The sequence below is a fragment of the Anoxybacillus kestanbolensis genome (assembly GCF_001996285.1).
GTDB classification, from domain to species: Bacteria; Bacillota; Bacilli; order Bacillales; family Anoxybacillaceae; genus Anoxybacillus; species Anoxybacillus kestanbolensis_A.
In genome coordinates, this window is record NZ_MQAD01000019.1 from 1 (window position 1) to 25,204 (window position 25,204).

The 25,204-nt window shown below is 44.1% G+C and carries 27 protein-coding genes; 1 reads left to right on the top strand and 26 read right to left on the bottom strand.

Annotated features, from left to right (window positions below; translation table 11 throughout):
• Positions 1–171: 171 nt before the first annotated feature.
• The 11 genes from rnc to BO219_RS10245 form a co-directional block, all read right to left on the bottom strand.
• A complete protein-coding gene (rnc, locus tag BO219_RS10195) occupies positions 172–888 on the bottom strand; it encodes a ribonuclease III (protein ID WP_006323103.1) in 717 nt (238 codons plus the stop codon).
• A gap of 69 nt (positions 889–957) precedes the next feature.
• Entirely contained in the window at positions 958–1,194 is a 237-nt protein-coding gene (gene acpP / locus BO219_RS10200) for an acyl carrier protein (protein ID WP_003394967.1), read from the bottom strand.
• Positions 1,195–1,252: 58 nt separating this feature from the next.
• On the bottom strand, positions 1,253–1,996 hold the full coding sequence (gene fabG, locus BO219_RS10205) for a 3-oxoacyl-[acyl-carrier-protein] reductase (RefSeq protein WP_006323105.1): 744 nt from the start codon (positions 1,994–1,996) through the stop codon (positions 1,253–1,255).
• Positions 1,993–2,934 (bottom strand): ACP S-malonyltransferase, encoded by a 942-nt coding sequence (gene fabD, locus BO219_RS10210; protein ID WP_077429455.1) that lies wholly within the window; start codon positions 2,932–2,934, stop codon positions 1,993–1,995. Before fabD ends, fabG begins: the two co-directional genes overlap by 4 nt.
• Before the next feature lie 15 nt (positions 2,935–2,949).
• The gene (plsX, locus tag BO219_RS10215) at positions 2,950–3,936 is read right to left on the bottom strand and encodes a phosphate acyltransferase PlsX (RefSeq protein ID WP_077429456.1); all 987 of its coding nucleotides are present in this window, start codon (positions 3,934–3,936) and stop codon (positions 2,950–2,952) included.
• A complete protein-coding gene (fapR, locus tag BO219_RS10220; RefSeq protein WP_006323114.1) occupies positions 3,933–4,517 on the bottom strand; it encodes a transcription factor FapR in 585 nt (194 codons plus the stop codon). The genes plsX and fapR overlap by 4 nt, the downstream gene beginning before the upstream one ends.
• 75 nt (positions 4,518–4,592) lie before the next feature.
• Positions 4,593–6,641 (bottom strand): ATP-dependent DNA helicase RecG, encoded by a 2,049-nt coding sequence (recG, locus tag BO219_RS10225; protein ID WP_077429457.1) that lies wholly within the window; start codon positions 6,639–6,641, stop codon positions 4,593–4,595.
• Positions 6,634–7,521, bottom strand: coding sequence for an L-serine ammonia-lyase, iron-sulfur-dependent, subunit alpha (gene sdaAA, locus BO219_RS10230; RefSeq protein ID WP_006323117.1), 888 nt, complete (start codon positions 7,519–7,521; stop codon positions 6,634–6,636). The genes recG and sdaAA overlap by 8 nt, the downstream gene beginning before the upstream one ends.
• 23 nt (positions 7,522–7,544) lie before the next feature.
• Positions 7,545–8,207, bottom strand: a complete 663-nt coding sequence (gene sdaAB, locus BO219_RS10235) for an L-serine ammonia-lyase, iron-sulfur-dependent subunit beta (protein ID WP_006323118.1) — start codon at positions 8,205–8,207, stop codon at positions 7,545–7,547.
• An 84-nt stretch (positions 8,208–8,291) separates the two neighbouring features.
• The gene (locus tag BO219_RS10240) at positions 8,292–9,950 is read right to left on the bottom strand and encodes a DAK2 domain-containing protein (RefSeq protein ID WP_077429458.1); all 1,659 of its coding nucleotides are present in this window, start codon (positions 9,948–9,950) and stop codon (positions 8,292–8,294) included.
• Positions 9,951–9,967: 17 nt separating this feature from the next.
• On the bottom strand, positions 9,968–10,330 hold the full coding sequence (locus tag BO219_RS10245) for an Asp23/Gls24 family envelope stress response protein (protein WP_006323120.1): 363 nt from the start codon (positions 10,328–10,330) through the stop codon (positions 9,968–9,970).
• Positions 10,331–10,550: 220 nt separating this feature from the next.
• Here BO219_RS10245 and rpmB point away from each other — a divergent pair, with 220 nt between their 5' ends.
• Positions 10,551–10,736, top strand: a complete 186-nt coding sequence (rpmB, locus tag BO219_RS10250; protein ID WP_021094248.1) for a 50S ribosomal protein L28 — start codon at positions 10,551–10,553, stop codon at positions 10,734–10,736.
• A 30-nt stretch (positions 10,737–10,766) separates the two neighbouring features.
• Here rpmB and spoVM read toward each other — a convergent pair whose 3' ends face one another.
• From spoVM to BO219_RS10325, 15 genes are all read right to left on the bottom strand, one after another.
• The gene (gene spoVM, locus BO219_RS10255) at positions 10,767–10,847 is read right to left on the bottom strand and encodes a stage V sporulation protein SpoVM (RefSeq protein WP_003394991.1); all 81 of its coding nucleotides are present in this window, start codon (positions 10,845–10,847) and stop codon (positions 10,767–10,769) included.
• A 74-nt stretch (positions 10,848–10,921) separates the two neighbouring features.
• Positions 10,922–11,560, bottom strand: coding sequence for a thiamine diphosphokinase (locus BO219_RS10260; RefSeq protein WP_006323123.1), 639 nt, complete (start codon positions 11,558–11,560; stop codon positions 10,922–10,924).
• Between the two features lie 30 nt (positions 11,561–11,590).
• Positions 11,591–12,247: a ribulose-phosphate 3-epimerase gene (rpe, locus tag BO219_RS10265; protein ID WP_077429459.1), complete on the bottom strand. Its 657-nt coding sequence runs from the start codon at positions 12,245–12,247 to the stop codon at positions 11,591–11,593.
• Positions 12,248–12,249: 2 nt separating this feature from the next.
• Complete coding sequence (gene rsgA, locus BO219_RS10270) at positions 12,250–13,131, bottom strand: ribosome small subunit-dependent GTPase A (RefSeq protein WP_077429460.1); 882 nt, start codon at positions 13,129–13,131, stop codon at positions 12,250–12,252.
• Positions 13,132–13,144: 13 nt separating this feature from the next.
• Positions 13,145–15,070: a Stk1 family PASTA domain-containing Ser/Thr kinase gene (gene pknB / locus BO219_RS10275; RefSeq protein ID WP_077429461.1), complete on the bottom strand. Its 1,926-nt coding sequence runs from the start codon at positions 15,068–15,070 to the stop codon at positions 13,145–13,147.
• Between the two features lie 6 nt (positions 15,071–15,076).
• Complete coding sequence (locus tag BO219_RS10280) at positions 15,077–15,826, bottom strand: Stp1/IreP family PP2C-type Ser/Thr phosphatase (RefSeq protein ID WP_006323129.1); 750 nt, start codon at positions 15,824–15,826, stop codon at positions 15,077–15,079.
• A 58-nt stretch (positions 15,827–15,884) separates the two neighbouring features.
• Positions 15,885–16,934 (bottom strand): dual-specificity RNA methyltransferase RlmN, encoded by a 1,050-nt coding sequence (gene rlmN / locus BO219_RS10285; protein WP_077429462.1) that lies wholly within the window; start codon positions 16,932–16,934, stop codon positions 15,885–15,887.
• Positions 16,931–18,271 carry a 16S rRNA (cytosine(967)-C(5))-methyltransferase RsmB gene (gene rsmB / locus BO219_RS10290; protein WP_077429463.1) on the bottom strand — a complete coding sequence of 447 codons (1,341 nt, stop codon included), beginning with the start codon at positions 18,269–18,271 and terminating at the stop codon, positions 16,931–16,933. The genes rlmN and rsmB overlap by 4 nt, the downstream gene beginning before the upstream one ends.
• Positions 18,264–19,208, bottom strand: coding sequence for a methionyl-tRNA formyltransferase (gene fmt, locus BO219_RS10295; protein ID WP_077429464.1), 945 nt, complete (start codon positions 19,206–19,208; stop codon positions 18,264–18,266). The genes rsmB and fmt overlap by 8 nt, the downstream gene beginning before the upstream one ends.
• Positions 19,205–19,678 (bottom strand): peptide deformylase, encoded by a 474-nt coding sequence (gene def, locus BO219_RS10300; protein ID WP_004891139.1) that lies wholly within the window; start codon positions 19,676–19,678, stop codon positions 19,205–19,207. Before def ends, fmt begins: the two co-directional genes overlap by 4 nt.
• A gap of 17 nt (positions 19,679–19,695) precedes the next feature.
• On the bottom strand, positions 19,696–22,110 hold the full coding sequence (gene priA / locus BO219_RS10305) for a primosomal protein N' (protein WP_077429465.1): 2,415 nt from the start codon (positions 22,108–22,110) through the stop codon (positions 19,696–19,698).
• Complete coding sequence (gene coaBC, locus BO219_RS10310; RefSeq protein ID WP_077429466.1) at positions 22,107–23,309, bottom strand: bifunctional phosphopantothenoylcysteine decarboxylase/phosphopantothenate--cysteine ligase CoaBC; 1,203 nt, start codon at positions 23,307–23,309, stop codon at positions 22,107–22,109. The genes priA and coaBC overlap by 4 nt, the downstream gene beginning before the upstream one ends.
• Before the next feature lie 69 nt (positions 23,310–23,378).
• On the bottom strand, positions 23,379–23,588 hold the full coding sequence (gene rpoZ / locus BO219_RS10315; RefSeq protein ID WP_003395016.1) for a DNA-directed RNA polymerase subunit omega: 210 nt from the start codon (positions 23,586–23,588) through the stop codon (positions 23,379–23,381).
• 1 nt (position 23,589) lies between these two features.
• Entirely contained in the window at positions 23,590–24,204 is a 615-nt protein-coding gene (gene gmk, locus BO219_RS10320) for a guanylate kinase (RefSeq protein WP_077429467.1), read from the bottom strand.
• 30 nt (positions 24,205–24,234) lie between these two features.
• Positions 24,235–25,113, bottom strand: a complete 879-nt coding sequence (locus BO219_RS10325) for a YicC/YloC family endoribonuclease (protein ID WP_077429468.1) — start codon at positions 25,111–25,113, stop codon at positions 24,235–24,237.
• Positions 25,114–25,204 lie beyond the last annotated feature (91 nt).

Below are 25,204 nucleotides of genomic sequence, written 5' to 3' on the forward strand. Positions count from 1 at the left end.
TTTGTACGTGCGAATCATCTTCTCCCAGCCCCTTTTTGACTTTTTTCACATAAAATGATCATCAGATTTTTATAAAATTTTTATAAATATTTATACATTTATCATGAACAGTCAAAAGCCCCCTTTATCTAAAAGATGTCACAACAAGCAAGGCTGTCCTTTCGCACCGGATCAGCCTTGTTGTAATTGTTTTAGCTTAGCTAATGCCATTTGCGCGGCGCGCTGCTCTGCCTCTTTTTTCGAGCGCCCAACTCCAACACCGAGCTCCTCGCCATTTAACGATACGCGCGATACGAACTCTTTATTATGAGCAGGACCTCGTTCTTGTAAAATTTTATATTCTAATACTCCACTTCCATCACGTTGTACAAATTCTTGTAGTTGACTTTTGTAATCCATCACATGAGAAAAAGCACCTTCGCGGATTTTTGGGAAAATCGTTTTCCCTAAAAATTGCACGACCGTCTCCATACCTTGATCTAAATAAAGCGCTCCGATAAAAGCTTCAAATACGTCGGCTAACAACGACGGACGCATGCGACCACCCGTTAGTTCTTCCCCTTTACCGAGCAACACGAGATCGCCAAACGACAATGCATGGGCAAACGTAACAAGCGACGGTTCACAGACGATCGCTGCCCGCATTTTTGTTAATTCCCCTTCGCTCATTTGTGGAAACTGTTCAAATAAATATTGTGAAACGGTCAATTCTAAGACAGCATCCCCTAAAAATTCAAGACGCTCATTGTCTTCATGCAGCCGCTTGCGATGCTCATTCACATATGATGAATGGGTAAATGCTTGAATGAGTAGTTTTTCATTACGAAAAAAAATACCTATTTGTTCTTGAAATTGTTTAAATTTCACGTACGGTCGTTGCTTTGACATGCATATGAACCCCCAACTATAAACGTAAAAAGCATAGAAAGCCCCGCTTATAAAACGGGACTTTGCTTATTATGATAGACGGCTCTTTATGTAGTTAACTGCATCGCCTACAGTCACGATTTTTTCCGCCTCTTCATCTGAAATTTCCATATCAAACTCATCTTCCAATTCCATAACAAGTTCAACAACATCAAGTGAGTCTGCTCCTAAATCTTCTTTGAATGAAGACTCGAGTGTCACTTGTGACTCCTCAACCCCAAGGCGATCAACGATAATTTTCGTTACACGCTCTAATACGTCTGCCATTTTATTCACCTCCCCTCAAGCTATTATAATGAATTATATCAGAAAATAAAACGAATTTTTACATCACCATACCGCCGTCGACGTGAATTGTTTGTCCTGTTATATAGCTTGCCCCGTCTGAGACGAGAAACGCGACGACATGTGCAATATCTTCTGGGTTACCGAAACGAGCGAGGGGGATTTGCTGCAACATCGCTTGGCGCACATCTTCGCTTAGTTGATCGGTCATATCTGTCGTAATAAATCCAGGCGCAACGGCATTGACGGTAATGTTTCGACTCGCGAGTTCTTTTGCTGCTGTTTTCGTCAGTCCGATCACACCTGCTTTCGCTGCGACATAGTTTGCTTGCCCTGGGTTGCCGCTTACACCGACAATGGACGCTACGTTCACAATTCGACCGTATCGCTGTTTCATCATTGGGCGTGTGACGGCTTTTGTACATAAAAAGACGCCTTTTAAGTTCGTATTAATGACCGCATCCCATTCTTCTTCTTTCATGCGCATAAGCAAGTTGTCGCGCGTAATGCCTGCGTTGTTCACTAAAATATCAACGCGACCCCAGCGCTCAAGCACTTCTTTCACCATGCGTTCGACTGCCTCGTTATTTGCGACGTCCGCTTGTACAGCAAACGCTTCGCCACCATGCTCAACAATTTGAGCGACAACTTCATTTGCTTTCGCTTCACTTCCTGCATAATTGACCGCTACTTTTGCACCAAGACGAGCTAAATGTAAAGCGATTTCGCGCCCGATACCTCGCGACGCCCCTGTAACAATCGCTACTTTCCCTTCCATTTTCATTCCCCTTTCACCGCAGCTACCGTCGCTGTGAACGATGCTTCATCAAAAATCGAATAGACGTTGACATGACGGTTTATTTTTTTTACTAGACCGCTTAATACTTTTCCAGGACCGATTTCGATAAACGTATCTACACCCAAATCAATCATCGTTTGAACAGATTGCTCCCAACGAACTGGAGAGTATAACTGTTCAACGAGACGTTGTTTGATTTCTGTTGGATTTGTCATCGGCTCAGCTGTTACATTTGAAATGACTGGCACAGCGCTTTCTTGAAACGCCAACGTATCAAGTACCGATAAAAACTGCTCTGCCGCCGGTTTCATTAAAAGGGAGTGGAACGGCCCGCTTACTTCGAGCGGAATGACTCGCTTCGCTCCTTTTTCTTTTGCCAGTTGTGACGCTCGCTCAACCGCTTCTTTCGCCCCTGAAATGACAATTTGTCCCGGACAGTTTAAGTTCGCTAATTGAACCGGAGATGATTCCGTTGAAGCTTCATCGACTACTTGTTGCAATAAAGCTTCATCCATCCCAAGCACCGCAGCCATCGTTCCTTGTCCTGATGGCACTGCTTTTTCCATAAATTCTCCGCGCTTACGCACCGCATATACAGCGTCAGAAAACGACAGCACCGATGCTGCAACAAGTGCACTATATTCCCCGAGGCTATGTCCTGCCACATAATGCGGAGCAATACCTGCTTCTTTTACTTTTTGCAAAAACGCGATGCTTGTCGTGAGTAATGCTGGTTGGGCATTTTCTGTTTTTGTTAATACATCTTGTGGTCCTTCAAAAATAAGTTGTGACAAAGAAACTTGCAATCGTTCATCCGCTTGGCGAAAAACAGCTGCTACTTTTTCATCTTTTTCCGCCCACTCTTTTCCCATACCAACCGTTTGTGAACCTTGTCCTGGAAAAATAAATGCGATTTTCCCCATCATGTCACCTCTTATTTATTTTATTTCCGCTATCGATTGTTTCACCGTCTGTATAACGTCGTTTACGACCATTTCACGCGCTTGGCGCACCGCATGAAAAATGGCGTGCGCATCCGATGAACCGTGCGCTTTAATGACAGGTGCTCGTAAACCGAACAGTGCTGCACCGCCATATTCTGCATAATCCATTTTTTTCTTCAACTGCATAAGTTGTGGCTTTAACGCAAGCGCCGCCATTTTGCTTACAACATTGCTTGTCAATGCCGATTTTAACATCGAGAAAACAGCGATTGCCGTGCCTTCGATCGTTTTTAGTGCGACGTTGCCGGTGAATCCGTCCGTAACAACGACATCAGCTACGCCTTCTAATAAATCGCGCGCCTCTACGTTGCCTACAAAGTTTAACGATGTATGTTGGATAAGCTGAAACGCTTTTTTCGCTAGTTCATTTCCTTTTTGATCTTCTGTTCCAACGTTTAATAAACCAATGCGTGGACGATGAATACCGCGCACTTTTTCGGCATATGCCGCGCCCATAAGCGCATATTGCAATATATGTTCTGGGCGAGCATCAACGTTTGCGCCAACGTCCAACAACACAAATCCTTTTCCATCAATCGTTGGCAACGTCGGAGCAAGCGCAGGACGATCAATGCCGTCGATGCGACCGACGATAAACAGCCCTGCTGCCATTAAAGCGCCTGTATTGCCTGCGGAAATGCATGCATGGGCACGTCCTTCGCTTACTTCGTTTGCCATTAATACCATGGACGCCTCTTTTTTGCGGCGAACAGCACGGACAGGCTCATCTGTTGCTTCAATAACTTGTTCGGTATGAATAATGGAGAGTCGTTCATCATTTGTTATGTATGGGCGAATGAGCGTTTCATTCCCAACGAGCGTAATTTCGATATCTTGAAAATGCTCAATCGCCTTTTGTGCACCGATCACGACTTCTTTTGGTGCGTGATCGCCTCCCATGGCATCTATTGCGATTTTCATTTTTCTTCTCCATCCTTTTTTACAACGTTTGAACGGTACATATGAAATTCTCCTTGAAAGACAAGTTCTTGTCCTACGTAGCTATTGACTTCGACGACTGTTCGTCCATTTTCATTTAAATTTTTCACTTTCGCTTTGGCGACGACACGCTCGCCTTCTTTGACAGGACGCATAAAGCGAATGTTTGCCTTTGCCGTTAATGCGAGTTCATCGTTAATGACTGCTACCGCAAGCGAATTTGCTTGCGCAAACAAATGATGTCCTCGTGCAATTTGATTGCGTTTAAACACGTGTTCTTTTTTTACATCAAAAATGGAAATTGCACTTTCATCTAACTGTATATCGATGATTTCTCCAATTACTTCTTCAATGGGCAACGACTTCACTTCGTCAGCAAATGTGCGCTCAGCAACATGTTTAATGCGCTCACGCAACTCCGGAATCGATAGTTCTAAGCGATCGAGGCGGATCGTTTGAATGCTGACTGAAAATTTTTCGGCAAGTTGTTCGTCCGTAATAAAAGGATTTTCTTCGATCGTTGCTTGCAGTAATCGTTGCCGTTCGCGTTTATTTCTTCTCATTTTCGATCCACCATCCGAATTATTACTAGGTACTAATAGTAGTATATAACACCGAGAGTAACATTTCAACAACTTTTAATCTAATTTTTCGCCGTTTAAAACGCCCGATTGTTGTAAATGTTCGCGAAGAAAAGCGTATTTTTCTTCGCGCCAAAACGAAGGCGAGGCAATGAGGCGTTCCGCATCTTGTCGCGCCACTTCTAAAATGCGATAATCGTGAACAAGATCACCGAGACGAAACTCTGGCATGCCGCTTTGTTTCGTCCCAAAAAAATCACCGGGTCCGCGCAGCTCTAAATCTTTTTCTGATAGCACAAAACCGTCGTTCGTTTCCGTCATAATGCGCATTCGCTCTTTTCCTGCTTCTGATTTTGGATCAGCGACTAAAATACAGTACGATTGGGCTTGTCCGCGCCCAACACGCCCACGTAGCTGATGAAGTTGCGAAAGACCAAAGCGGTCGGCATCGTAAATGACCATCACGGTTGCGTTCGGAACGTTTACACCGACTTCTACGACCGTTGTTGATACTAAAATATGAATGTCATTGGCGCTAAATGCACGCATCACTTCTTCTTTTTCTTCTGAAGATAGACGGCCGTGCATAAGCCCGATGCGATACCGCCCTTTATAGTAGTGCGTCAACATCGCATGCACGTCGATTGCGTTTTGGACATCCAGTTTTTCCGATTCCTCAATAAGCGGACAAATGACGTACGCTTGATGACCTGCATCCACTTGTTTCGCCATAAATTGAAATACACGCTCAAGCATATCGTGTTTCACCCAATACGTTTCAATTTTTTTCCTTCCTTTTGGCATTTCATCAATGATGGACACGTCCATTTCTCCAAATGCCGTAATGGCAAGCGTACGCGGAATCGGAGTAGCCGTCATAAATAGCACATCAGGCGATTGTCCTTTTTCACGTAAAATACGCCTTTGTTCGACACCAAAGCGATGTTGCTCATCTGTGATGACAACGCCAAGTTTCGCAAAATTCACGTCGTCTTGAATAAGGGCATGCGTGCCGACAACAACATGAACGTCACCTAAAGCGAGCTGTTCAAGTAGCTGTTTGCGCCTTTTTCCTTTTACCGAACTTGTCAACAGTTCGACACGAATACCCATCGGCGCAAGAAGCGTACAAAGTGATTCAGCATGTTGCTCGGCTAAAATTTCCGTCGGTACCATTAACGCCCCTTGATACCCTGATAAATACACCGCATATAATGCAACGGCTGCAACGACTGTTTTTCCGGAACCGACATCTCCTTGTAGTAGGCGATTCATGCGATATGGCGATTTTAAATCTTGCACAATTTCACGTACAACGCGTTGCTGAGCATTCGTTAGCGGAAACGGAAGCGATTGAATAAACGATTGAAGTTGCCCATCTGAAAAGCGATGCGCAATACCTGGTGACTGTTCACGACGATATTTTTTTAACGCTTGCATTTTTAATTGAAAAAGTAAAAACTCTTCGTAAACGAGACGGCGTCGTGCTTGCTTTAGTTGCTCGTGCGAAAGCGGCATATGAATCGCCCGAATCGCATCGCGTTTTGATATAAGGCGATATGTTTGCAATAGCTCGCTCGGCAACGGGTCGACAATCGCATCACCGTATTGTTGTAAAGCGAGTGCAATAAAGCGCCGCATGCCTTTTACTGTTAAGTCGCCACGCGTTGAATAGACCGGTTCGATTTCTTTTTGTCGCTTCATTTCGCCGATATGCAGCTGCTGTACGGTGATCGTTTGACGATGTTTGTCCCACTTGCCTGTGATCGTCACCGTTTCGTGCAGGGTGAGCTTTTTTTTCAAATACGGTTGATTAAAACAAACAGCCGTCACTAAAAATCGGTCAACAAGGACGCGAAACGTTAAGCGCGACTTTTTGCGGCTATAATACGTAAGCACAGGCTCACTATACACTTTGCCAATGATCGTAATTTTTTCATCGTGCTTTGCTTCCTCTAATGCACATATGCGATAATCTTCGTAACGAAAAGGGAAATGATACAACAGTTGTTCAATTGTATCAATCCCCATTTCATGAAGCGCGGCGGCTGTTTCTTCTCCAATTCCTTTAATCGCTGTGACTGATTGATGTAATACGTCACTCACGTTCGTTGTTTGGCTTACCGAAAATATCCGCTTCGAATTTGCGAGCGGTCGGCGTCGCCGCTAACCCTCCTTGTGCTGTTTCTTTTAATGCCACTGGCATCGTCTGGCCGATGCGGAACATCGCTTCAATGACTTCATCGCACGGAATACGACTTTGTATGCCAGCAAGCGCCATGTCAGCAGCAATCATTGCATTTGCCGCTCCAATTGCATTTCGCTTGACACACGGTACTTCCACTAACCCTGCAACGGGGTCACAAACGAGTCCAAGCATATTTTTTAAAGCGATCGCCATCGCCTCTGCCGCTTGTCTTGGCGTACCGCCAGCCATCTCGACAAGCGCTGCCGCCGCCATACCTGCCGCTGAACCGACTTCCGCTTGGCAACCTCCTGCCGCACCGGAAATGGATGCATTGTTTGCGACAACAAATCCGAACGCACCAGCTGTAAATAAAAACTCAACCATTTGTTCACGCGTCGGCTGCAGTTTTTCTTTAACCGCAAATAATGTGCCTGGAACGACACCAGCTGATCCTGCTGTTGGTGTTGCACAAATCATTCCCATCGCTGCGTTTACTTCGTTCGTTGCCATCGCTTTACTGACGGCATCTAAAATCGTTTCTCCCGATAAAAACTGACCACGAGCAATATATTGCTGTAAGCGTGTCGCATCGCCGCCTGTCAATCCGGAATGCGAACGAACACCCGCTAGTCCGCGAATGACGGCTTGCTCCATCACTTGTAAGTTTTTCTCCATTTGCGCAATAATGTCCTCTCGGCTGCGCTCTGTCACTTCCATCTCTTGACGAATCATTACTTCTGCAATTTTCATTTGTTCTCGTTCTGCTCGTTCAACGAGTTCTGCTACATTTCGAAACATCGTTGTCTCCCCTTTGCACCGCTTTACTCAACAATTTTTGTTACATCAATAATATGTGGTAACGCTTTTAATTGCTCAACGATCGCATCATCAATATTTTGATCGACTTCGATCGTCATTAACGCCTGTTTTCCTTTTTCTTTTCGCGATACTTCCATATGGCCGATATTAATCGCATATTTCGCTAGCACGTTCGCTACTCCTGCGATGGCACCGTAACGGTCATTATGCATAATTAAAAGGGCAGGATGATGACCAGAAAGCTTCAGCTCGAAACCGTTTAGCTCAATAATTTCGATTTTCCCACCGCCAATGGAAATGCCGACAAGCTCAAGCTCACCTTGTTCATCGCCGAGGCGAATTTTTGCTGTATTTGGGTGAGGAGGAATGGCTTCCTCTTCATGAAACGTGATGCGAATCCCTTCTTGTTTGGCGATTTGCAACGATGTTTTCATTCGTTCATCAAACGTATCGAAATTTAATAAACCGCCGACGATGGCGACATCTGTTCCGTGTCCTTTATACGTTTGGGCAAATGAACCGTAAAAGAAAATATCCGCCCACGTTGGTTTTCTGCCGAATAAGTTGCGTGCCACTTTGCCGATGCGTACTGCTCCTGCCGTATGCGAGCTCGACGGACCAATCATAATCGGACCGATAATATCAAACACACTCCGATATTTCATATTTGTTCTCCCCTTTGTTATCTTCATGAAAAAGAAGGGGAACGTTCCCCTTCTTTTATCGTATGTGAATAGCAACCATGCGTTTTATTCAATCGCAAAAATAAACGGATATAACGGCTGACCGCCATGATGTGTTTCAACTTCCACATGCGGGAATTGTTGTTCAATAAATTGAACGATGTGCGCAGTTTGTTCTTCGGTCGCATCTTCACCAGAAAGAATTGTTACAATTTCATCTTCTTCGCCAATCATATGCGTAAGTAGCGTCTCAACGACAGAATGAAGTTCTTTATGAGATACGACAATTTTGCCATCGGCAATTCCCATATAATCGTCTTTTTCAATTTCAACGCCGTCAATGTTTGTATCGCGTACAGCAAACGTTACTTGTCCTGTTTTTACACGGGCAAGTGCCTCTGTCATTACTTCCTCGTTCTCTTCTTTTGTCGCAGAAGGGTTAAATGAAAGCAATGCAGTCATTCCTTGTGGAACGGTTTTTGATGGAATGACGGCTACATCACATGAAGCGACAGACGCAGCTTGTTGAGCTGCTAAAATGATGTTTTTATTGTTTGGCAAAACAAATACCGTTTGGGCATTTACTTCTTCAATTGCTTTTACGATGTCTTCTGTGCTCGGATTCATCGTTTGTCCGCCTTCGATGACCGCATGAGCACCAATGCTTTTAAATAATTCAGCAATGCCATCGCCCATGGCTACCGCAACGATGCCGTACGGGATGCGTTCTTGCTTTTTCGGCGGCTGCATCTCTTGATGGACGATATTTGCATGCTGTTCACGCATATTTTCGATTTTAATATTAATTAAGCTTCCGTAACGTTGCGCGTATGTGAGTACTTCGCCCGGTTGTTCTGCGTGAATATGCACTTTCACTACTTCATCATCTGCAATGACAAGTAGCGAATCGCCGAAGCGGCTCAAATCTTGACGGAACGTCTCTTCACGAAATGGATGTTTCGCTACTTTATCTTGTTCAAACTTCACCATAAATTCCGTACAATACCCAAATTCAATATCATCTGCGCTAAGATGGCTTTGCACGTTGCGGTGATGTTCGGTACGAACGAGCTGTTCCATCGATAACGCTTCTGTTTCTGCAATCGTTTCGCCTTTTAATGCCGCTAAAAACCCTTCGTACACAAATACGAGACCTTGGCCGCCGCTGTCGACGACACCTACTTCTTTTAATACAGGAAGTAAATCAGGGGTGCGCTTCAGCGATGCTTTTGCCTCCTTTAATACTTCCGTCATTACAACGACGATGTCAGCTTCTTTTTTCGCCACAGCTACTGCGCGCTTTGCTGCGTCTTTTGCAACCGTTAAAATCGTGCCTTCAACCGGTTTCATGACCGCTTTGTATGCTGTTTGTACACCTGCTTCAAGCGCTGCCGCAAACTCTTTGCTGTTAATTTCACTTTTTTGTTCAATCGCTTTCGCAAATCCACGAAATAGTTGTGATAAAATAACGCCCGAGTTGCCGCGCGCTCCCATTAGCAATCCTTTCGCTAATGCGCCCGCCACTTTTCCGATATGATCAGATACGTGGTTTTTTACTTCTTTCGCACCGGACGTCATCGACAAATTCATATTCGTTCCTGTATCCCCATCCGGAACGGGAAAAACGTTTAATGCGTCTACCGTTTTTGCGTTGTTCGCTAAATGTGTCGCGCCTTGCAATACCATTTGTGCAAAGCGTTTCCCATCTAATGTTGTCATTGCCACAGACTAGTTCCTCCTCACTACGGATTCGTGACACGAACCCCTTGAACATAGATGTTAATTGACTGAACAGATAAACCTAACGTTTGATCTAACGTATATTTCACTTTCGTTTGGACGTTATGTGCCACTTCAGAAATTTTTGTTCCATAGCTGACGATGACGTATAAATCAATGTGCACTTCATCGTTCTCTTGGCGTACAACAATGCCTTTGGCGAAATTTTCACGACGTAAAATTTCAGCAATGCCGTCTTTCAGTTGATTTTTTGATGCCATGCCGACAATGCCGTAACAATCGACCGCGGCTCCTCCAGCAATCGCTGCAATCACATCGTTACTAATTTCAACACGACCGTATTTCGTTTGCAATTCAATGGACATCGCTCAAGTCCCCTTTCTTGTTAGGTAGCTAACGCCATTGTACTATACTCCGCTTATTTTTAAAAGCTCCTACCCATAGTATATTTACCCGAAACAGAAAACAGATGTCAAGGTTATTTTCTTGAAACAGTTGATCGGAAGTATTGCAATCCGTTTTTATGTATGATAAATTATAGTAGTGTTTTGAGCACGTAGTTTGGCAAGTGAGGAGGGAAACAAAATGGCAAAATGCTTTGTAACTGGTAAGAAAAAATCATTCGGAAACGCTCGTTCTCACGCAATGAATGCGAACCGCCGTACATGGAAAGCGAACCTTCAAAAAGTTCGCATTTTAGTTGACGGAAAGCCAAAGCGCGTTTGGGTTTCTGCTCGCGCATTAAAATCCGGAAAAGTAGAACGTGTGTAATAGAAAAAAGCACCAATCATTTGGTGCTTTTTATCCTTTTTTGAACGAGTTTAACATCGCTCGTACAATTCCACCTAAAAATTTTGGTAACTTAATCGTATAAAATTTCACCATGATTCCCTCCCCTACTGTGCACACTCTTCTACCATTATATTCATCTCCGCACAAATCGTACCTCGAAGCGTTTATTTTTCATCCTTGCTTCTTATCATCATTAATATGCCTTCAGTAAACGAAAAAGTACCAAAATGATGGATGAGTTCATTACTTACGCATAATGTTGAGCCGAGTGGTATATCGTGCGCATTAAGCGGATATTTAAATCCGCGAAGCGTTAAAGCGCGAATCGGGGTCATTGGGATAAAGGAAATATACGAATAATTCCCCTCGTTTTTAACCGTATGTTCGCCGCTTCGATAAAGCGTAACGACGTTTTGGCGATCAATTAATTCAATTTGTCCATCTTTTCCTTTAAACAAAAGCTGTACGTTCCCGAATAAATGGTCAAGTCGTCCGCCGGTCACCCCAAACAAACGAATTTTCGTTGCCTTTTGTTCCAGCGCCCAATCGAGCGCAATGTCTGTGTCGGTTTGATCTTTTTCCGCTGGCCATATGTCGATGTGAGGTAATTTGTTTTTCAATTGTTGTAACTCTTGTTCATCAATTGAGTCAAAATCGCCAAATGCTCGCTTTGGCATGATTCCCGCATCAAGCAACGCTAAAACGCCGCGATCTACTCCTACCCAACATACATCTTCTCCGTCATAAGCTTGTAAATGTGGCAAAAGATTGGTCGGTCCGCCTGCTACAAGATGAATAATCAATGGGCTCACCTCCTAAGAAAGAAGGATGTGTCAAGATGACACACCCTCACGAATAGCGCGAATCGCTTTAGCACGATCGGCTTGATTATAAATGGCTGATCCAGCAACGAGCACGTTCGCACCGGCTTCGACGCAAAGCTTTGCCGTTTCTGCGTGAATGCCGCCGTCGACTTCGATTTCAACAGAAACCCCTCGTTCACGAACGAGTGTTGAGAATGCGTGAATTTTTGGAAGCACTGCTGGAATAAACGATTGTCCGCCAAAACCAGGGTTGACCGTCATAAATAAAACGAGGTCGAGGTCTTCAATCACATGTTCAATCATCGAAATCGGCGTATGCGGATTTAACGCTACTCCTGCTTTCACACCATGTTCTTTAATAAGATGGATCGTGCGATGTAAATGCGGACACGCTTCAACATGTACCGTCAAATAATCTGCTCCTGCTTTCGCAAATGTCGGGATATAACGATCGGGTTGTTCAATCATTAAATGAACGTCAAGCGGCAATGTCGTCACAGGACGAATCGCCTCGACGATGAGCGGTCCGATGGTGATATTTGGGACGAAATGCCCGTCCATGACATCAACATGAATATAATCCGCTCCCCCGCGCTCTACGTCGATAATTTCTTCGCCAAGTTTAGCAAAATTGGCAGATAAAATGGATGGTGCAATTTTAACCATGTTTAATACCTCGGCTTTCGTTCTTTTATTTCCTCGATAAAGCTTACGTAATGTTCATAACGATAAGAAGGAATGTCCCCCGACGCTAACGCCTCTTTCACCGCACATTTCGGCTCAGCTGTATGCGTACAACCACGGAATTTACAATCGGCACTTCTAGCTACAAACTCCGGAAAACAAAGCGGCAATTGTTCGAGTTCCATATCATCGAATTCTAGCGCACTAAATCCTGGTGTATCTGCGACAAAGCCGCCTCCGATTTCAATGAACTCGACATGTCTTGTCGTATGTTTTCCACGTCCAAGGTGATGGGAAATGTCGCCTGTTTTTAGCTGTAAGCCTGGACGTAACGCATTGAGTAAAGACGATTTTCCGACACCAGATTGCCCAGCAAATACGGACACTTTTCCTTCCAAGTAAGGCAATAACACGTCAACTCCTGCACGCGTCTTGACAGATACTTCTAACACGTCATATCCAATTTGACGGTAGTCGCGAATATATTGTTCGATGCGCGGCTTCGTTTCATCGTCGACTAAATCCATTTTACTGACGACGATAATCGGACGAATGTTTTTTGCTTCAATGAGTACGAGAAAGCGGTCAAGTAATCCTGGGCTAAAATCCGGCTCGACGGCTGAAAACACTAAAATCGCTTGATCAATATTCGCGATCGGCGGGCGAACAAGTTCATTTTTCCGCTCAAACACGTCTAATATGTAACCTTCTCGTTCATTTTCTGCTTGAAAGGAAACGTAATCGCCAACAAGTGGCGTCACCTTTCGCTTGCGAAACACCCCACGACCACGACATTGATACACTTGCCCGTCACTTAACACGTAATAAAAGCCGCTTAACGCTTTAATAATTTTTCCTTCCGCCATGGCTTCCCTCCTTCTACGGTGTTGTTGGATATGGAACAATGCCTTCGCGCACCGTCGTGCCATTAACGACGACGCGATATTTTCCTTGTTTTCCTTGTTGAATAACAAATTCGACACGTTCTTTCACGTCATTTGTTAAACGATATCGCTTGTACGGTTGAGCGAACGAATGATTTTCGTCTTCAATATATAATTCTGCCATGACTGGTTCGTTCACATCAACAGGCGGTTCATACGGAATGTCGATGTCTTGAATTACTTTCTTTGTTTGTACCGGCTCTTTTCCGAGGGAAATGACAACCGTAACGGTTGCTCCTTTTTCTAGTTTTGCATTCGCTTGTGGCGTTTGAGAAATAACGAGCCCTTTTTCGACCGTATCGGAATATTGTTGTTTGACGATGACATACAATTGTTGATCTGCCGCGTAGTCACGTACGCTCTTTTCCGTATATCCTGTTAAATCTTTTAAAATGATTTTTTCGCGTCCAAGGCTTACCGTAAAACGCACTTCTGTTTCTTCTGGTACAACTTTTTCACCCGGAAGCGGAAATTGTTCAATAATCGTCCCTGCTGGCTCATCACTATATACTTCTTTTTTATCGATAAGCAAATATTTTTCTGAACGCAATTGCGGTTCGACATCAGCAATTTGTTCACCCACATAATTTTTGAACGCGACTTTTTTCTTTCCGATACTTTTATAAATGGTGACAGCCGTTCCTGCTTTCACGACTTTTCCAGCTTGTGGATTCGTACGGATAACAAATCCTTCGGCGATGTCATCATGTTCTTGTTCGATCGTTTCTTCGATTTTTAAACCTAATGATGTCAGTTCCGCGATCGCATCATCATAATGTTTGTTCGTCACATCCGGTACAGTGACATCTTTCGGGAAAAATAAATCAGGAAGCCATGTGACCGCACTCACTCCAGCCCCGATGAACAACAAAAGAAACAGCGCCCATAAAGCGATCCATTTTTTTGACCTTTTTTCTTTTGGAGCGGGCACGTTTTCCCTTTTTTCTAGCGATGGAGCAGGTGATTTAATAATCGGCACTACTTTTGTTTCCTCATCATCGTCTTCGATAGGGAGCGTGAATTTTGCTTCGTTTATACGTTCAGGTGAAAGAGCGGTACGAATATGTTGTCGCATATCTAACGCGCTATTGTAGCGATGCAACGGATTTTTCGCCGTTGCTTTTAGCACAATGTTTTCTACGCTTTGTGGAATATTCGGATTCCATCGTCGTACAGATGGCGTCTCCGTTTGCAAATGTTTTAACACAATCGCGACAGCCGATTCACCTGAAAAAGGTAGTTGACCGGTCAATAGTTCAAACATGACGATACCAAGTGAATAAATATCCGACTTTTCCGTTGCCATTCCGCCTTTTGCTTGTTCCGGTGATAAATAATGAACCGATCCTAACACCGAGTTCGTTTGTGTAATCGTTGTTGAACTTAACGCGACAGCGATACCGAAATCTGTAATTTTCAATGTTCCGTCTTCTGCCACTAAAATATTTTGCGGCTTAATATCACGATGAATAACACCGTTTTGATGCGCGTGAGCAATTGCTCCTGTTAGTTGATCCATCATGCGTAGCGCCTCTTGCACAGGAAGCGGGGCATGTTGTTGAATATATTGTTTTAACGTACAGCCGCGCACATATTCCATGACCATATAATAAATGCCGTCATCTTCCCCAACATCGTAAATCGTGACAATATTTTCATGATTTAAACTTGTTGCGGCTTGTGCTTCGCGGCGAAAACGTTTAATAAATAATTCATCGTTTACAAAATCTAAGCGTAACACTTTGACGGCAACGTCGCGATCTAAAATGATATCTCTAGCTAAATAAACGTTCGCCATTCCACCGCCGCCGATAAGTTGCAACAATTTATAGCGACCGTTTAATCGTTTGCCGATGAGCACGAGCGATCACCTACTTTCATCCACATCTACAAATTGTACGATCGCTAACGTAATATTATCTTCGCCGCCGTGCTCGTTTGCGACGTTGATAAGCGCTTGCGCTTTTTCCTCAAGCGAACGGTCGGACGTTAATACGTCGATCATCGTCTGTTCCGTCACTTTATTAGAAAGCCCATCAGAACAAAGGAGCAACATATCTCCTTCGTCGATCGTAACCGTTTTGACATCTAACTGAATCGTCTGTTCCGTTCCGAGCGCACGCAATAGTACATGTTTACGCGGATGGTATTCTGCATCTTCTTTTGATAGTTGTCCACTTTTCACTAATTCATTCACAAGGGAATGGTCTTCGGTCATTTGTTGAAATCCGTTTGCGTTCAATAAATAACAACGGCTATCACCGATGTGTCCAATTGTCGCAAACTGATTTGTACAAATAGCAGCAACAACGGTCGTACCCATTCCTTGACAATGCTCGTTCGTTTGCGAATGATGAAAAAGCGATTCGTTTACTTTCATAACATGTTCTTTTAACCACATTTCTGCCTGTTGCGGCGAAGTCATTTCGCCTGTTTCTTCCCAAAATTGTTTTAGTTGCGTCATCGTCATTTCACTCGCCACGTCGCCAGCGAGATGCCCCCCCATCCCGTCAGCGACAACAGCTAAATAATTGCCCGCTTGATTAATAAAAACTCCACCATTATCTTCATTATGTGACCGAATTTTCCCGACATCCGTTTGAAACACCGCCTTCATACACGCACGACACTCACAAGAGTATCGCTTCCTCCCTTCATATAGGTGTTGCTACATCTTACGCTTTCGTCTCCTCTTTTCGTTCTTTTGCGCGCAGCTGTCCGCATGCAGCATCAATATCGTGTCCTTGCTCGCGACGAATCGTAACATTAATGCCATGTTTTTTTAACATTTTCTCAAACGCAAAAATTTGTTCACGCGGTGTACGAACGTAGTTGCGTTCAGGTACGTAGTTGACTGGAATTAAATTGACATGGCATTTCAATCCTTTAATGAGCTCCGCAAGCTCTTCTGCATGTTCAATTTGATCGTTTACACCGCCAAATAAACCGTATTCAAATGTGACGCGTCGTCCCGTTTTTTCAATGTAGTAGCGCACCGCTTCCATGAGTTCTGGCAATTTATAAGCTCGATTAATCGGCATTAGTTTTGAGCGCAATTCTGTATTTGGCGCATGAAGCGAAATCGCAAAATTAATTTGCATATTTTCATCGGCAAATTTGTAAATTTTTGGGATGATACCACTTGTCGATACAGTAATATGACGCGCGCCGATATGCAACCCTTTTGGGTGGTTGACGATTTTTAAAAACTTGATTAGCTCATCATAGTTATCGAACGGTTCGCCTATTCCCATTACAACGATGCTGCTTACACGTTCATTCGTTTCATCGAGCGCCTTTTGCACTTTGACAACTTGGGCGACAATTTCACCCGCTTGCAAATTGCGCTTTAATCCGCCTAATGTCGAAGCGCAAAACGTACACCCAATGCGACAGCCGACTTGGGTCGTGACACAAATTGAATTTCCGTAATCATGGCGCATAAGCACCGTTTCAATCGAATAACCGTCATGAAGCTCAAATAAAAATTTCATCGTTCCGTCTTTTGATGTTTGCTGTACGAGCGTTTTTAACGTTGTAATGACAAAATGTTCAGCTAACCGCTCGCGCAATGCTTTCGGAATATTCGTCATGTCTTCAAATGACGTCACCCGTTTTTTATATAGCCATTCAAAAATTTGTGTGGCGCGAAACGGCTTTTCCCCTTGCTGTTCCACCCAACTTTGTAAATCTTCTAAACGCATTGAGTAAATGGATGGTTTCATATGATGTCACCTTTCTTTTTCAATGTTGCGATAAAAAATCCGTCGCTATATACGTGATGAGGAAGCAATTGCAACATGCCGCGATCTACATATGACGCAACAGACGATGGTAGACGCGAAGCAAGTGTTTCGTCGCGATCATATTCGGGATGTTCAGCTAAAAACTGGGCGATGACTTGTTCATTTTCTTCGCGATCAACGGTACATGTGCTATATACAAGCGTTCCGCCACGCTTTAAAAGCGGGGCAACCGATCGTAAAATATTGAGTTGAACGTCCGCAAGTTGTGTAATATCTTTTTCATTTTTCGCATATTTAATTTCCGGTTTGCGACGAATGACACCAAGCCCTGAACACGGGGCATCAACTAATATGCGATCGAACGTTTCAGTGGCAAATTGCGTATGCGCTTGACGGCTATCGAGCTGTTTCGCTTCTATATTCGACAAGCCGAGTCGCTTCGCCTGCTGTTCAATCAGTTTTACTTTATGATCGTGAATATCTAACGCGACAACGCGCCCGCGATTGTTCATGCGCTCTGCGATATGCGTCGTTTTTCCGCCTGGAGCCGCACAACAGTCTAACACGACATCTGTTTCGTTTGGAGAAAGGGCATAAGCGACAAGCATCGAACTTTCATCTTGAATCGTTATAAGCCCTTCGCGAAACACGCTCGTTTTAGCGGCATTTCCTTTTGTTATTTTAATGCCAATCGGAACGATGGAAGAAGGGATAGCTTCTATTCCCTCTTCTTTTAGGCGATCGATAACTTCTTCAACGGTTACGCGCATCACGTTTACTCGCGCTGTTTGTTCTGGTGGGAAGTTGTTTACTTCGCACATCCGTTTCGTTTCATCGAAGCCAAACTGTTCGATCCATCGGCGCACAAGCCATACGGGATGACTTGTCGCGATGGCTAACCGTTCGCTCTCATCTTTTATGTCGTCCAAGGAGCGCAATCCTTGCCGTTGAACAGAACGTAATATGCCGTTGACGAGCGAAGCGATGCCACGATGACCACGACGCTTGGCAATTTCGACTGCTTCAAATAACACCGCCCGATCAGGGATTCGATCTAAATATACCATTTGATAAAGCGACATGCGAAGTAGTAGGTGCACCCACGGCTCGATTTTTCCTTTGATAAACGGCTGTAAATAGTAATCAAGCGTATCGCGTCGCTGAATCGTGCCGTATACTAATTCTGTTAAAAGGGCAACGTCTTGGGCGGATAATTCGTTCGTTTCGATCACATGATGTAATGATAAATTGCTATATGCTCGTTTTTTTTCAATATCGATTAGCACATCTAATGCTACATTTCGCACGTTACTCATTCGTTCCTCCTAATACTGTCCCGATGGAAATCGTCGTGCCGCGCAAAAAGTCAGTTGCGCTCATTTTCCGTTTCCCAGCTGGTTGTAGTTCCGTAATTTTAATTGCCGTTTCATTCCCTGTCGCAACGATGATGCCATCTTGTTCAACGGCGACAATGGTACCAGGTTTCGCTTGTGAAGAAGCGGGTACTTTTTCTCCCCACCAAATTTTCCACCGTTCCTCACCATACATCGTATAGGCAACAGGCCACGGATTCATGCCGCGAATATGGTTGTAAATGTCTTCTCCTGTTTTTGTCCAATCGATTCGCTCTTGTTCTGGTTTAATGTTGTACGCAAACGTCGCTTGTTCATCATTTTGTTTGATTGGTGTAATGTCGCCTCGAAGCAGTTTTGGGAGCGTCTCAGAAAGTAGTCGTGCTCCTGCTTGGCTTAGTTTGTCGTGCAATGTTCCGACGGTATCGCGCTCATCGATTGGCACTTCCACTTGCGTTAATATATCGCCTGCATCTAGTTTTTCAACCATATACATAATGGTAATACCTGTTTTTTCTTTTCCTTGTAAAATGGCGTAATGAATCGGTGCCCCTCCACGCAACTCAGGCAAAAGCGAGGCATGCACGTTAATACAACCGTACGTTGGTGCGTCAAGAAGCGGTTTCGGTAAAATTTGTCCGAATGCAGCGGTCACAATTAAATCAGGCTGTAGAGCGATGACGTGCTCGTATTGTTCTTTCTCGCGAATTTTCGTTGGTTGAAATACCGGAATGCCGTACGATTCCGCTGCCACTTTGACAGGTGGTGGCGTCAATTGTTGTTTTCGCCCTTTCGGTTTATCTGGCTGTGTAACGACGCCAACGACGTTATATCCGTCTTTGATCAATTGTTCTAAAATCGGAACAGCAAAATCAGGTGTTCCCATAAACACAATGTTCATTGTTCGAACTCCCCTTCTTCATAATAGCGAATCACTTTTGACGTAAATAATATGCCATGTAAATGGTCAATCTCATGTTGTAAGGCACGCGCTAAAAAGCCGGTCGCTTCGATTTCAAACGGGCGACCGCGACGATTTTGCGCACGTACTTTCACGTATTGAAAACGTTTTACTTCCCCAAACAGTCCCGGAAAACTTAAACAGCCTTCGGGACCGATTTGCTCGCCGTTTTGGGCAACGATGATTGGATTAATTAATTCAATGCGCCCATGGCGATCGCCAATATCGACAATGGCAATTTGTTGATCGACACCAATTTGTGGAGCAGCTAATCCAACTCCATCGGCCGCAAGCATCGTATCGTACATATCATTTAATAACTTGATTAGCTTTCGGTCAAATACGGTGACTGGTTGACAAACCGTTTCTAAAATGGGTGCAGGATATGTCACAATCGGTAAAATGGCCAAAATGGTTCCTCCCTTATTTACATCATCATATATGGATTTAAATCGATCGTAATCGTCACATCGCCGCGCGCCATGTCGCGCTGATAATGTTCGACAATCGCGCGAAGCGCTGTCGTTAAGTTCGTTTCCCGCTTGTATTTTATCATGCATTGGTAACGATATCTATCGTTCATGCGTGCAATTGGCGAAGCAACAGGTCCTAACACGACCGCTTCAGCTGACAAATGTTTTTTCACATGTGCAGCGATTTTTTCAGCGATGCTTATTCCTTTCAGCGCATCGACATGGGATACGGTAATGAGCGTTAAATAGTAAAACGGTGGATATCCATGTTTTTTTCTGTTCATCATTTCGCGCTCATAAAATGCTTCGAAGTGATGATCGGCTGCTAGTTGAATGCTGTAATGTTCGGGCGTATACGTTTGAATAACGACTTCTCCCGGCAAATGATGCCGCCCCGCTCGGCCACTCACTTGCGTCAACAGTTGAAACGTTTTTTCGGCCGCCCGAAAGTCAGGGACATGAAGCATCGTGTCTGCCGCTAATACGCCAACTAATGTGACGTTCGCAAAATCAAGCCCTTTCGCTATCATTTGCGTGCCGAGTAAAATGTCCGCTTTTCCGTCGCCAAACTCGTTTAACAGCCGTTCATGTGCTCCTTTTCGGCTCGTTGTATCGACATCCATGCGAATGACGCGAGCATGAGGGAGAAGTTTAGTTAATTCTTCTTCCACCTTTTGTGTTCCTGTTCCGAAAAAACGAATATGTTCGCTTTGACAAGCAGGACAATGGGCAGACATGCGCTGTTCGTATCCACAATAATGGCATTTCAGTTGCTGCTGCACGCGATGATACGTAAGCGAAATATCGCAATGTGGACATTGAATGACGTGACCGCAATCGCGACACATGACAAAAGATGAATAACCACGACGATTTAAAAACAAAACAGACTGCTCCCCTTTTTGTAGCCGCTCCGTTAATTTTTCATATAAAAGACGAGAAAACATGGAACGGTTTCCTGCGCGCAGTTCTTCACGCATATCGACAATCTCAACAGGTGGGAGCGCATGGTCATTCATTCGTTTCGTTAACGTCACTTGCTTATATACCCCTTTTTTCGCACGCGCAAACGATTCAAGTGATGGCGTAGCGCTGCCGAGCACAACCGGACAACGATGGTAACAACCGCGAAAAATAGCCACATCGCGCGCATGATAGCGAGGCGATTCTTCTTGTTTGTAGCTCGTTTCATGTTCTTCATCAATAATGATGATGCCGATGTTTTCAAACGGGGCGAAAATGGCAGAGCGAGCGCCAACGACAAGTTTCACTTCTTTTCGTTGAATTTTCCGCCATTCATCATACTTTTCTCCGAGTGATAATCCACTATGAAGAACGGCTACTTTGGAGCCGAATCGCTCTTTAAACCGTCTGACCATTTGAGGCGTAAGCGAAATTTCAGGGACGAGCACAATCGCCTCTTTCCCTTTTTTTAAAACGAGATCGATCGCTTGCATATACACTTCCGTTTTTCCGCTCCCGGTAACACCGTACATTAAAAAAACATCGTGCACGTTTTGTTCAATGGCTTGTCCGATCGCTTGTAACGCTTGATGTTGTTCATCTGTTAAGACGAATGGTTTTGTTTTTGAAAATGAGCGATTGGCGTACGGATCACGATATATTTCTTTCTCTTTCACAGCGACAAGTTGTTTTTTAATGAGCGTTTGAACAGTTGCCCATGTGCTATTTGTTTCGCTCAACAGCTGTTTTAAAGGCAAAGCTCGTGCTGTCAACAAATGTTCGAGCACTTGCTTTTGTTTCATTGCGCGCGTTGAAAGTGATGCAAGTGCATGGGTGACGTGTTCGTCATTTGCACATAATTCGACCCATTTTTCTGTTTTTATTTTTCCTTTTTCTTCAACTCGATAAACGACTTCAATATGACCTTTTGCAATTTCTTTTTGTAATAGGCGCACATATGGCGTTTGCTCAACCTCGCTCCATGGGATAGTGAGACGATCACGAAACAGCGCGCGCACGTTTTCGTGGACGAGGGGCATATGTTGTTCGATGAGTCGAATATCTTTCTCATATTTCGCTTTCATCGCCGCAGGTAACATCGCTTGAAAGGCAGATACCATAAAACAAAGTGTCGTTTCGGTTAGCCACCTCCCTAATTGAAGTAATTCCTCGTTTAATACAGGAACGACATCAAGAAGGGAATGAATTGGCTTTAGTTGCTCGATGGGCATATCGGTCGTTTCTTTTACTTCGATGACAAATCCTTGTAAAAGTCTATTGCCAAATGGCACGACGACGCGCATGCCTGGTTGTACGATATCGACAAACTTAGGCGGGATGATATAATCAAACGGGCGATCCGTTTGACTAGCTGGAATATCAACAATGACAGAAGCAATGGTCATACGCGTCCCTCGATTTCACGATGAACTTCACGTAAAATTTCTTTTGCCACTTCCGATTTTGGTAAAAGCGGAAGGCTTTTCACTGTTCCGTCTCGTTTAAACAGCGTCACAATGTTTGTATCCGTCCCAAATCCCGCCCCTTCTTGAACGACGTTATTGGCAACGATCATATCCGCATTTTTGCGTGTCAGCTTATCTTTGGCATATCGTTCAACATCGTTCGTCTCTGCCGCAAAACCGACTAAAAATTGATGTGTTTTTTGTTCACCGAGCGTTTGTAAAATGTCGATCGTTCGTTCTAAAACGACCGTATAGTCCCCTTGTTGCTTTTTTATTTTATTGTCAGCAACATATTTCGGACGATAATCCGCCACCGCTGCTGTTTTAATGACGATGTCACTATCATGGAAATGGTTCATCACTTCTTCGTACATGTGTTGCGCACTTTCAACGCGAATCATTTGTACACCCGGAGGGCTAGGAAGCGCCGTCGGACCAGAAATAAGAACGACATTCGCTCCAAAATCACGTGCGGCTTCTGCAAGTGCATAGCCCATTTTTCCGGTTGAATGATTGCTGAAAAAGCGAACAGGGTCAAGTTTTTCACGCGTTGGACCAGCGGTTACTAACACTTTTTTTCCTTTTAATATGTGATTTGTTGCAAAATGTTGTTCAAGCAACGTAACGATCGTTTCCGGTTCTTCTAATCGTCCTTTTCCAACGTAACCGCACGCAAGCATCCCTTCGGCTGGTTCAATGAAGCGATAACCGAACGACTGCAACGTGCGCATATTTTGTTGGACGGCTGGGTGTTCGTACATATGGACGTTCATCGCTGGTGCAATCCACACCGGTGCTTTTGTCGCAAGCAAAATCGTTGTCACCATATTGTCAGCTAAACCGTGCGCGAGCTTTGCGATCGTGTTTGCAGTCGCAGGGGCAACGAGTACGACATGTGCCCAATCAGCTAAATCAATGTGTGCGATGACGTGCGGCTTTTTTTCATCAAATGTATCGATGTACACCTCATTTTTTGATAACGCTTGAAACGTAAGCGGTGTGACGAATTGACAAGCAGCTTCCGTCATAACGACTTTGACGTTCGCCCCCGCTTGCACAAGTTTGCTTGTGAGCGCTGCAGCTTTATATACAGCAATGCCACCTGTAACACATAATAAAATGTTTTTTTGCTGAAGCATCAGCGTTGCCCCTTTCGTTTTGATATTTGTAAAAAAATAACAACCTAAAACTAGGTTGTCGTAAGTAGGTTATTGCGTTGCTTCTTCTTCGCTAACGACTTCAATATGACCCGCCGCAATTTCTTCTAACGCTTTGCCGACAAATTTTTTCGACACAGGTTTTTCGATTGTTAAATCGTTTTTGACTTGCAATTGACGGGCGCGTTTCGCCGCCACGGTCACAAGCGTATATTTTGAATCTAATTTTGTCATAAGTAAATCAATGGAAGGGTACAACATATTACTCAACCTCCAACATCTTTTTGTATCGTTGTGCGACGCGTTCGCGTCGGCAATGCTCTGCCATCACAATCGCTCTAATGCGTTCACACGCAAGCTCGACTTGGTCGTTTTCGACGACGTAATCGTACGCATCCATCATTTCTAGTTCTTCTTTTGCCGCCTTTAACCGATCGCGAATGAGTTCTTCCGATTCAGTTCCGCGCATTTCGATTCGTTTTCGCAATTCGCTTAAACTTGGCGGGGCTAAGAAAATAAAGAGCGCCTCTGGGAACACTTTGCGAACTTGCATCGCTCCTTGCACTTCAATTTCTAAAAAGACGTCTTTTCCTTCTTGCAACGTTTTTTCCACGTACGCAATTGGCGTACCGTAGTAATTCCCAACATATTCCGCCCATTCTAACAGCTCATTTTCACGAATCATTTGTTCAAACTGTTCTCGCGTTTTGAAAAAGTAATCAACGCCATCCACTTCACCTTCGCGCGGTTTGCGCGTTGTGACGGAAATGGAATATTGTAATTGAATGTCTGGCTGTGAAAATAAAGCTTTACGCACCGTCCCTTTTCCGACACCGGACGGCCCTGATAAAACGATTAATAAACCTCGCTCTTTCATGTTGATCCCTACCCTTCTGTAATAAACAAACTACTCCACATTTTGCACTTGTTCTTTAATTTTTTCAAGGGCGCTTTTCATGTTAACAACTTCCGAAGCAATGTGGCTATCGTTTGCTTTAGCACCGATCGTATTCGTTTCGCGATGGAGCTCTTGAACGAGAAAGTCGAGCTTTCGTCCGACAGATCCTCCTTCGGAAACGATGCGACGGAATTGCTCGATATGGCTATATATGCGTTTTAATTCTTCATTAATGTCGACTTTTTCTGCAAATAAAGCGACTTCTGTTAATAGCCGTTGTTCGTCGACGATACCTTGTACAAACTCGTGCACTCGCTTATGTATGCGATCGCGGTAAGAGGCAACGACCGTTGGCGCAAGTTGTTCAATGCGACGTGCACTTTTTTCAATCGTCTCCAGTTGCGTCAGCATATCTGCTAATAGCGCTTTTCCTTCTTGTTCGCGCATATATTTTAGTTGCTCAACCGCTTCTTTTGTCGCTTCTAAAAGTAAAGAAAGAAGCGCATCGTTCTGCACAGGCTGTTCTGTCATTTCAACCGCATCGGATAGCATGTGCACAACATCCCGAAGCGATATATCATCAGCAAAATGAAATCGACTGCGCATCTCATGCAGCATGCGATAATACGCATCGACAAGCTGCCAGTCAACGTGTAGCGTTCGTTCAACGAGCTGTTCTCCTTCAATCGTCACAAACACCTCAACACGTCCACGTGCAATATGTTCAGTAATCACTCTTTTTATTTTATCTTCAAACATCATCCACTGTCTAGGCATGCGGATCGAAATTTCACAAAAACGGTGATTAACAGATTTCATTTCCACCGTAACGCGTACGTTTTCGCCTTCTTTTTTCCCTCGACCAAATCCTGTCATACTCATGATCATGTTCTCACATCCATTGCTACGTTGTCGACAATAAAAGAAGGTAATAGATTCGCTCCATTACCCTCTTTCATTATAACATATATCACTATAT

What these genes read in the sequence shown, in the direction of transcription:
- rpmB (WP_021094248.1), top strand. Translation starts at nt 10,551, where the DNA reads ATGGCAAAATGCTTTGTAACTGGTAAGAAAAAATCATTCGGAAACGCT.
- fabD (WP_077429455.1), bottom strand. Translation starts at nt 2,934, where the DNA reads ATGGGGAAAATCGCATTTATTTTTCCAGGACAAGGTTCACAAACGGTT.
- sdaAB (WP_006323118.1), bottom strand. Translation starts at nt 8,207, where the DNA reads ATGAAATATCGGAGTGTGTTTGATATTATCGGTCCGATTATGATTGGT.
- plsX (WP_077429456.1), bottom strand. Translation starts at nt 3,936, where the DNA reads ATGAAAATCGCAATAGATGCCATGGGAGGCGATCACGCACCAAAAGAA.
- rlmN (WP_077429462.1), bottom strand. Translation starts at nt 16,934, where the DNA reads ATGAAACCATCCATTTACTCAATGCGTTTAGAAGATTTACAAAGTTGG.
- acpP (WP_003394967.1), bottom strand. Translation starts at nt 1,194, where the DNA reads ATGGCAGACGTATTAGAGCGTGTAACGAAAATTATCGTTGATCGCCTT.
- fapR (WP_006323114.1), bottom strand. Translation starts at nt 4,517, where the DNA reads ATGAGAAGAAATAAACGCGAACGGCAACGATTACTGCAAGCAACGATC.
- priA (WP_077429465.1), bottom strand. Translation starts at nt 22,110, where the DNA reads ATGACCATTGCTTCTGTCATTGTTGATATTCCAGCTAGTCAAACGGAT.
- coaBC (WP_077429466.1), bottom strand. Translation starts at nt 23,309, where the DNA reads ATGCTTCAGCAAAAAAACATTTTATTATGTGTTACAGGTGGCATTGCT.
- BO219_RS10245 (WP_006323120.1), bottom strand. Translation starts at nt 10,330, where the DNA reads ATGTCCATTGAATTGCAAACGAAATACGGTCGTGTTGAAATTAGTAAC.
- fabG (WP_006323105.1), bottom strand. Translation starts at nt 1,996, where the DNA reads ATGAAAATGGAAGGGAAAGTAGCGATTGTTACAGGGGCGTCGCGAGGT.
- rpoZ (WP_003395016.1), bottom strand. Translation starts at nt 23,588, where the DNA reads ATGTTGTACCCTTCCATTGATTTACTTATGACAAAATTAGATTCAAAA.
- rsmB (WP_077429463.1), bottom strand. Translation starts at nt 18,271, where the DNA reads ATGAGTAACGTGCGAAATGTAGCATTAGATGTGCTAATCGATATTGAA.
- rnc (WP_006323103.1), bottom strand. Translation starts at nt 888, where the DNA reads ATGTCAAAGCAACGACCGTACGTGAAATTTAAACAATTTCAAGAACAA.
- gmk (WP_077429467.1), bottom strand. Translation starts at nt 24,204, where the DNA reads ATGAAAGAGCGAGGTTTATTAATCGTTTTATCAGGGCCGTCCGGTGTC.
- rsgA (WP_077429460.1), bottom strand. Translation starts at nt 13,131, where the DNA reads ATGGCGGAAGGAAAAATTATTAAAGCGTTAAGCGGCTTTTATTACGTG.
- BO219_RS10280 (WP_006323129.1), bottom strand. Translation starts at nt 15,826, where the DNA reads ATGAAGGCGGTGTTTCAAACGGATGTCGGGAAAATTCGGTCACATAAT.
- rpe (WP_077429459.1), bottom strand. Translation starts at nt 12,247, where the DNA reads ATGGTTAAAATTGCACCATCCATTTTATCTGCCAATTTTGCTAAACTT.
- sdaAA (WP_006323117.1), bottom strand. Translation starts at nt 7,521, where the DNA reads ATGTTTCGAAATGTAGCAGAACTCGTTGAACGAGCAGAACGAGAACAA.
- BO219_RS10325 (WP_077429468.1), bottom strand. Translation starts at nt 25,113, where the DNA reads ATGATCATGAGTATGACAGGATTTGGTCGAGGGAAAAAAGAAGGCGAA.
- fmt (WP_077429464.1), bottom strand. Translation starts at nt 19,208, where the DNA reads ATGAACATTGTGTTTATGGGAACACCTGATTTTGCTGTTCCGATTTTA.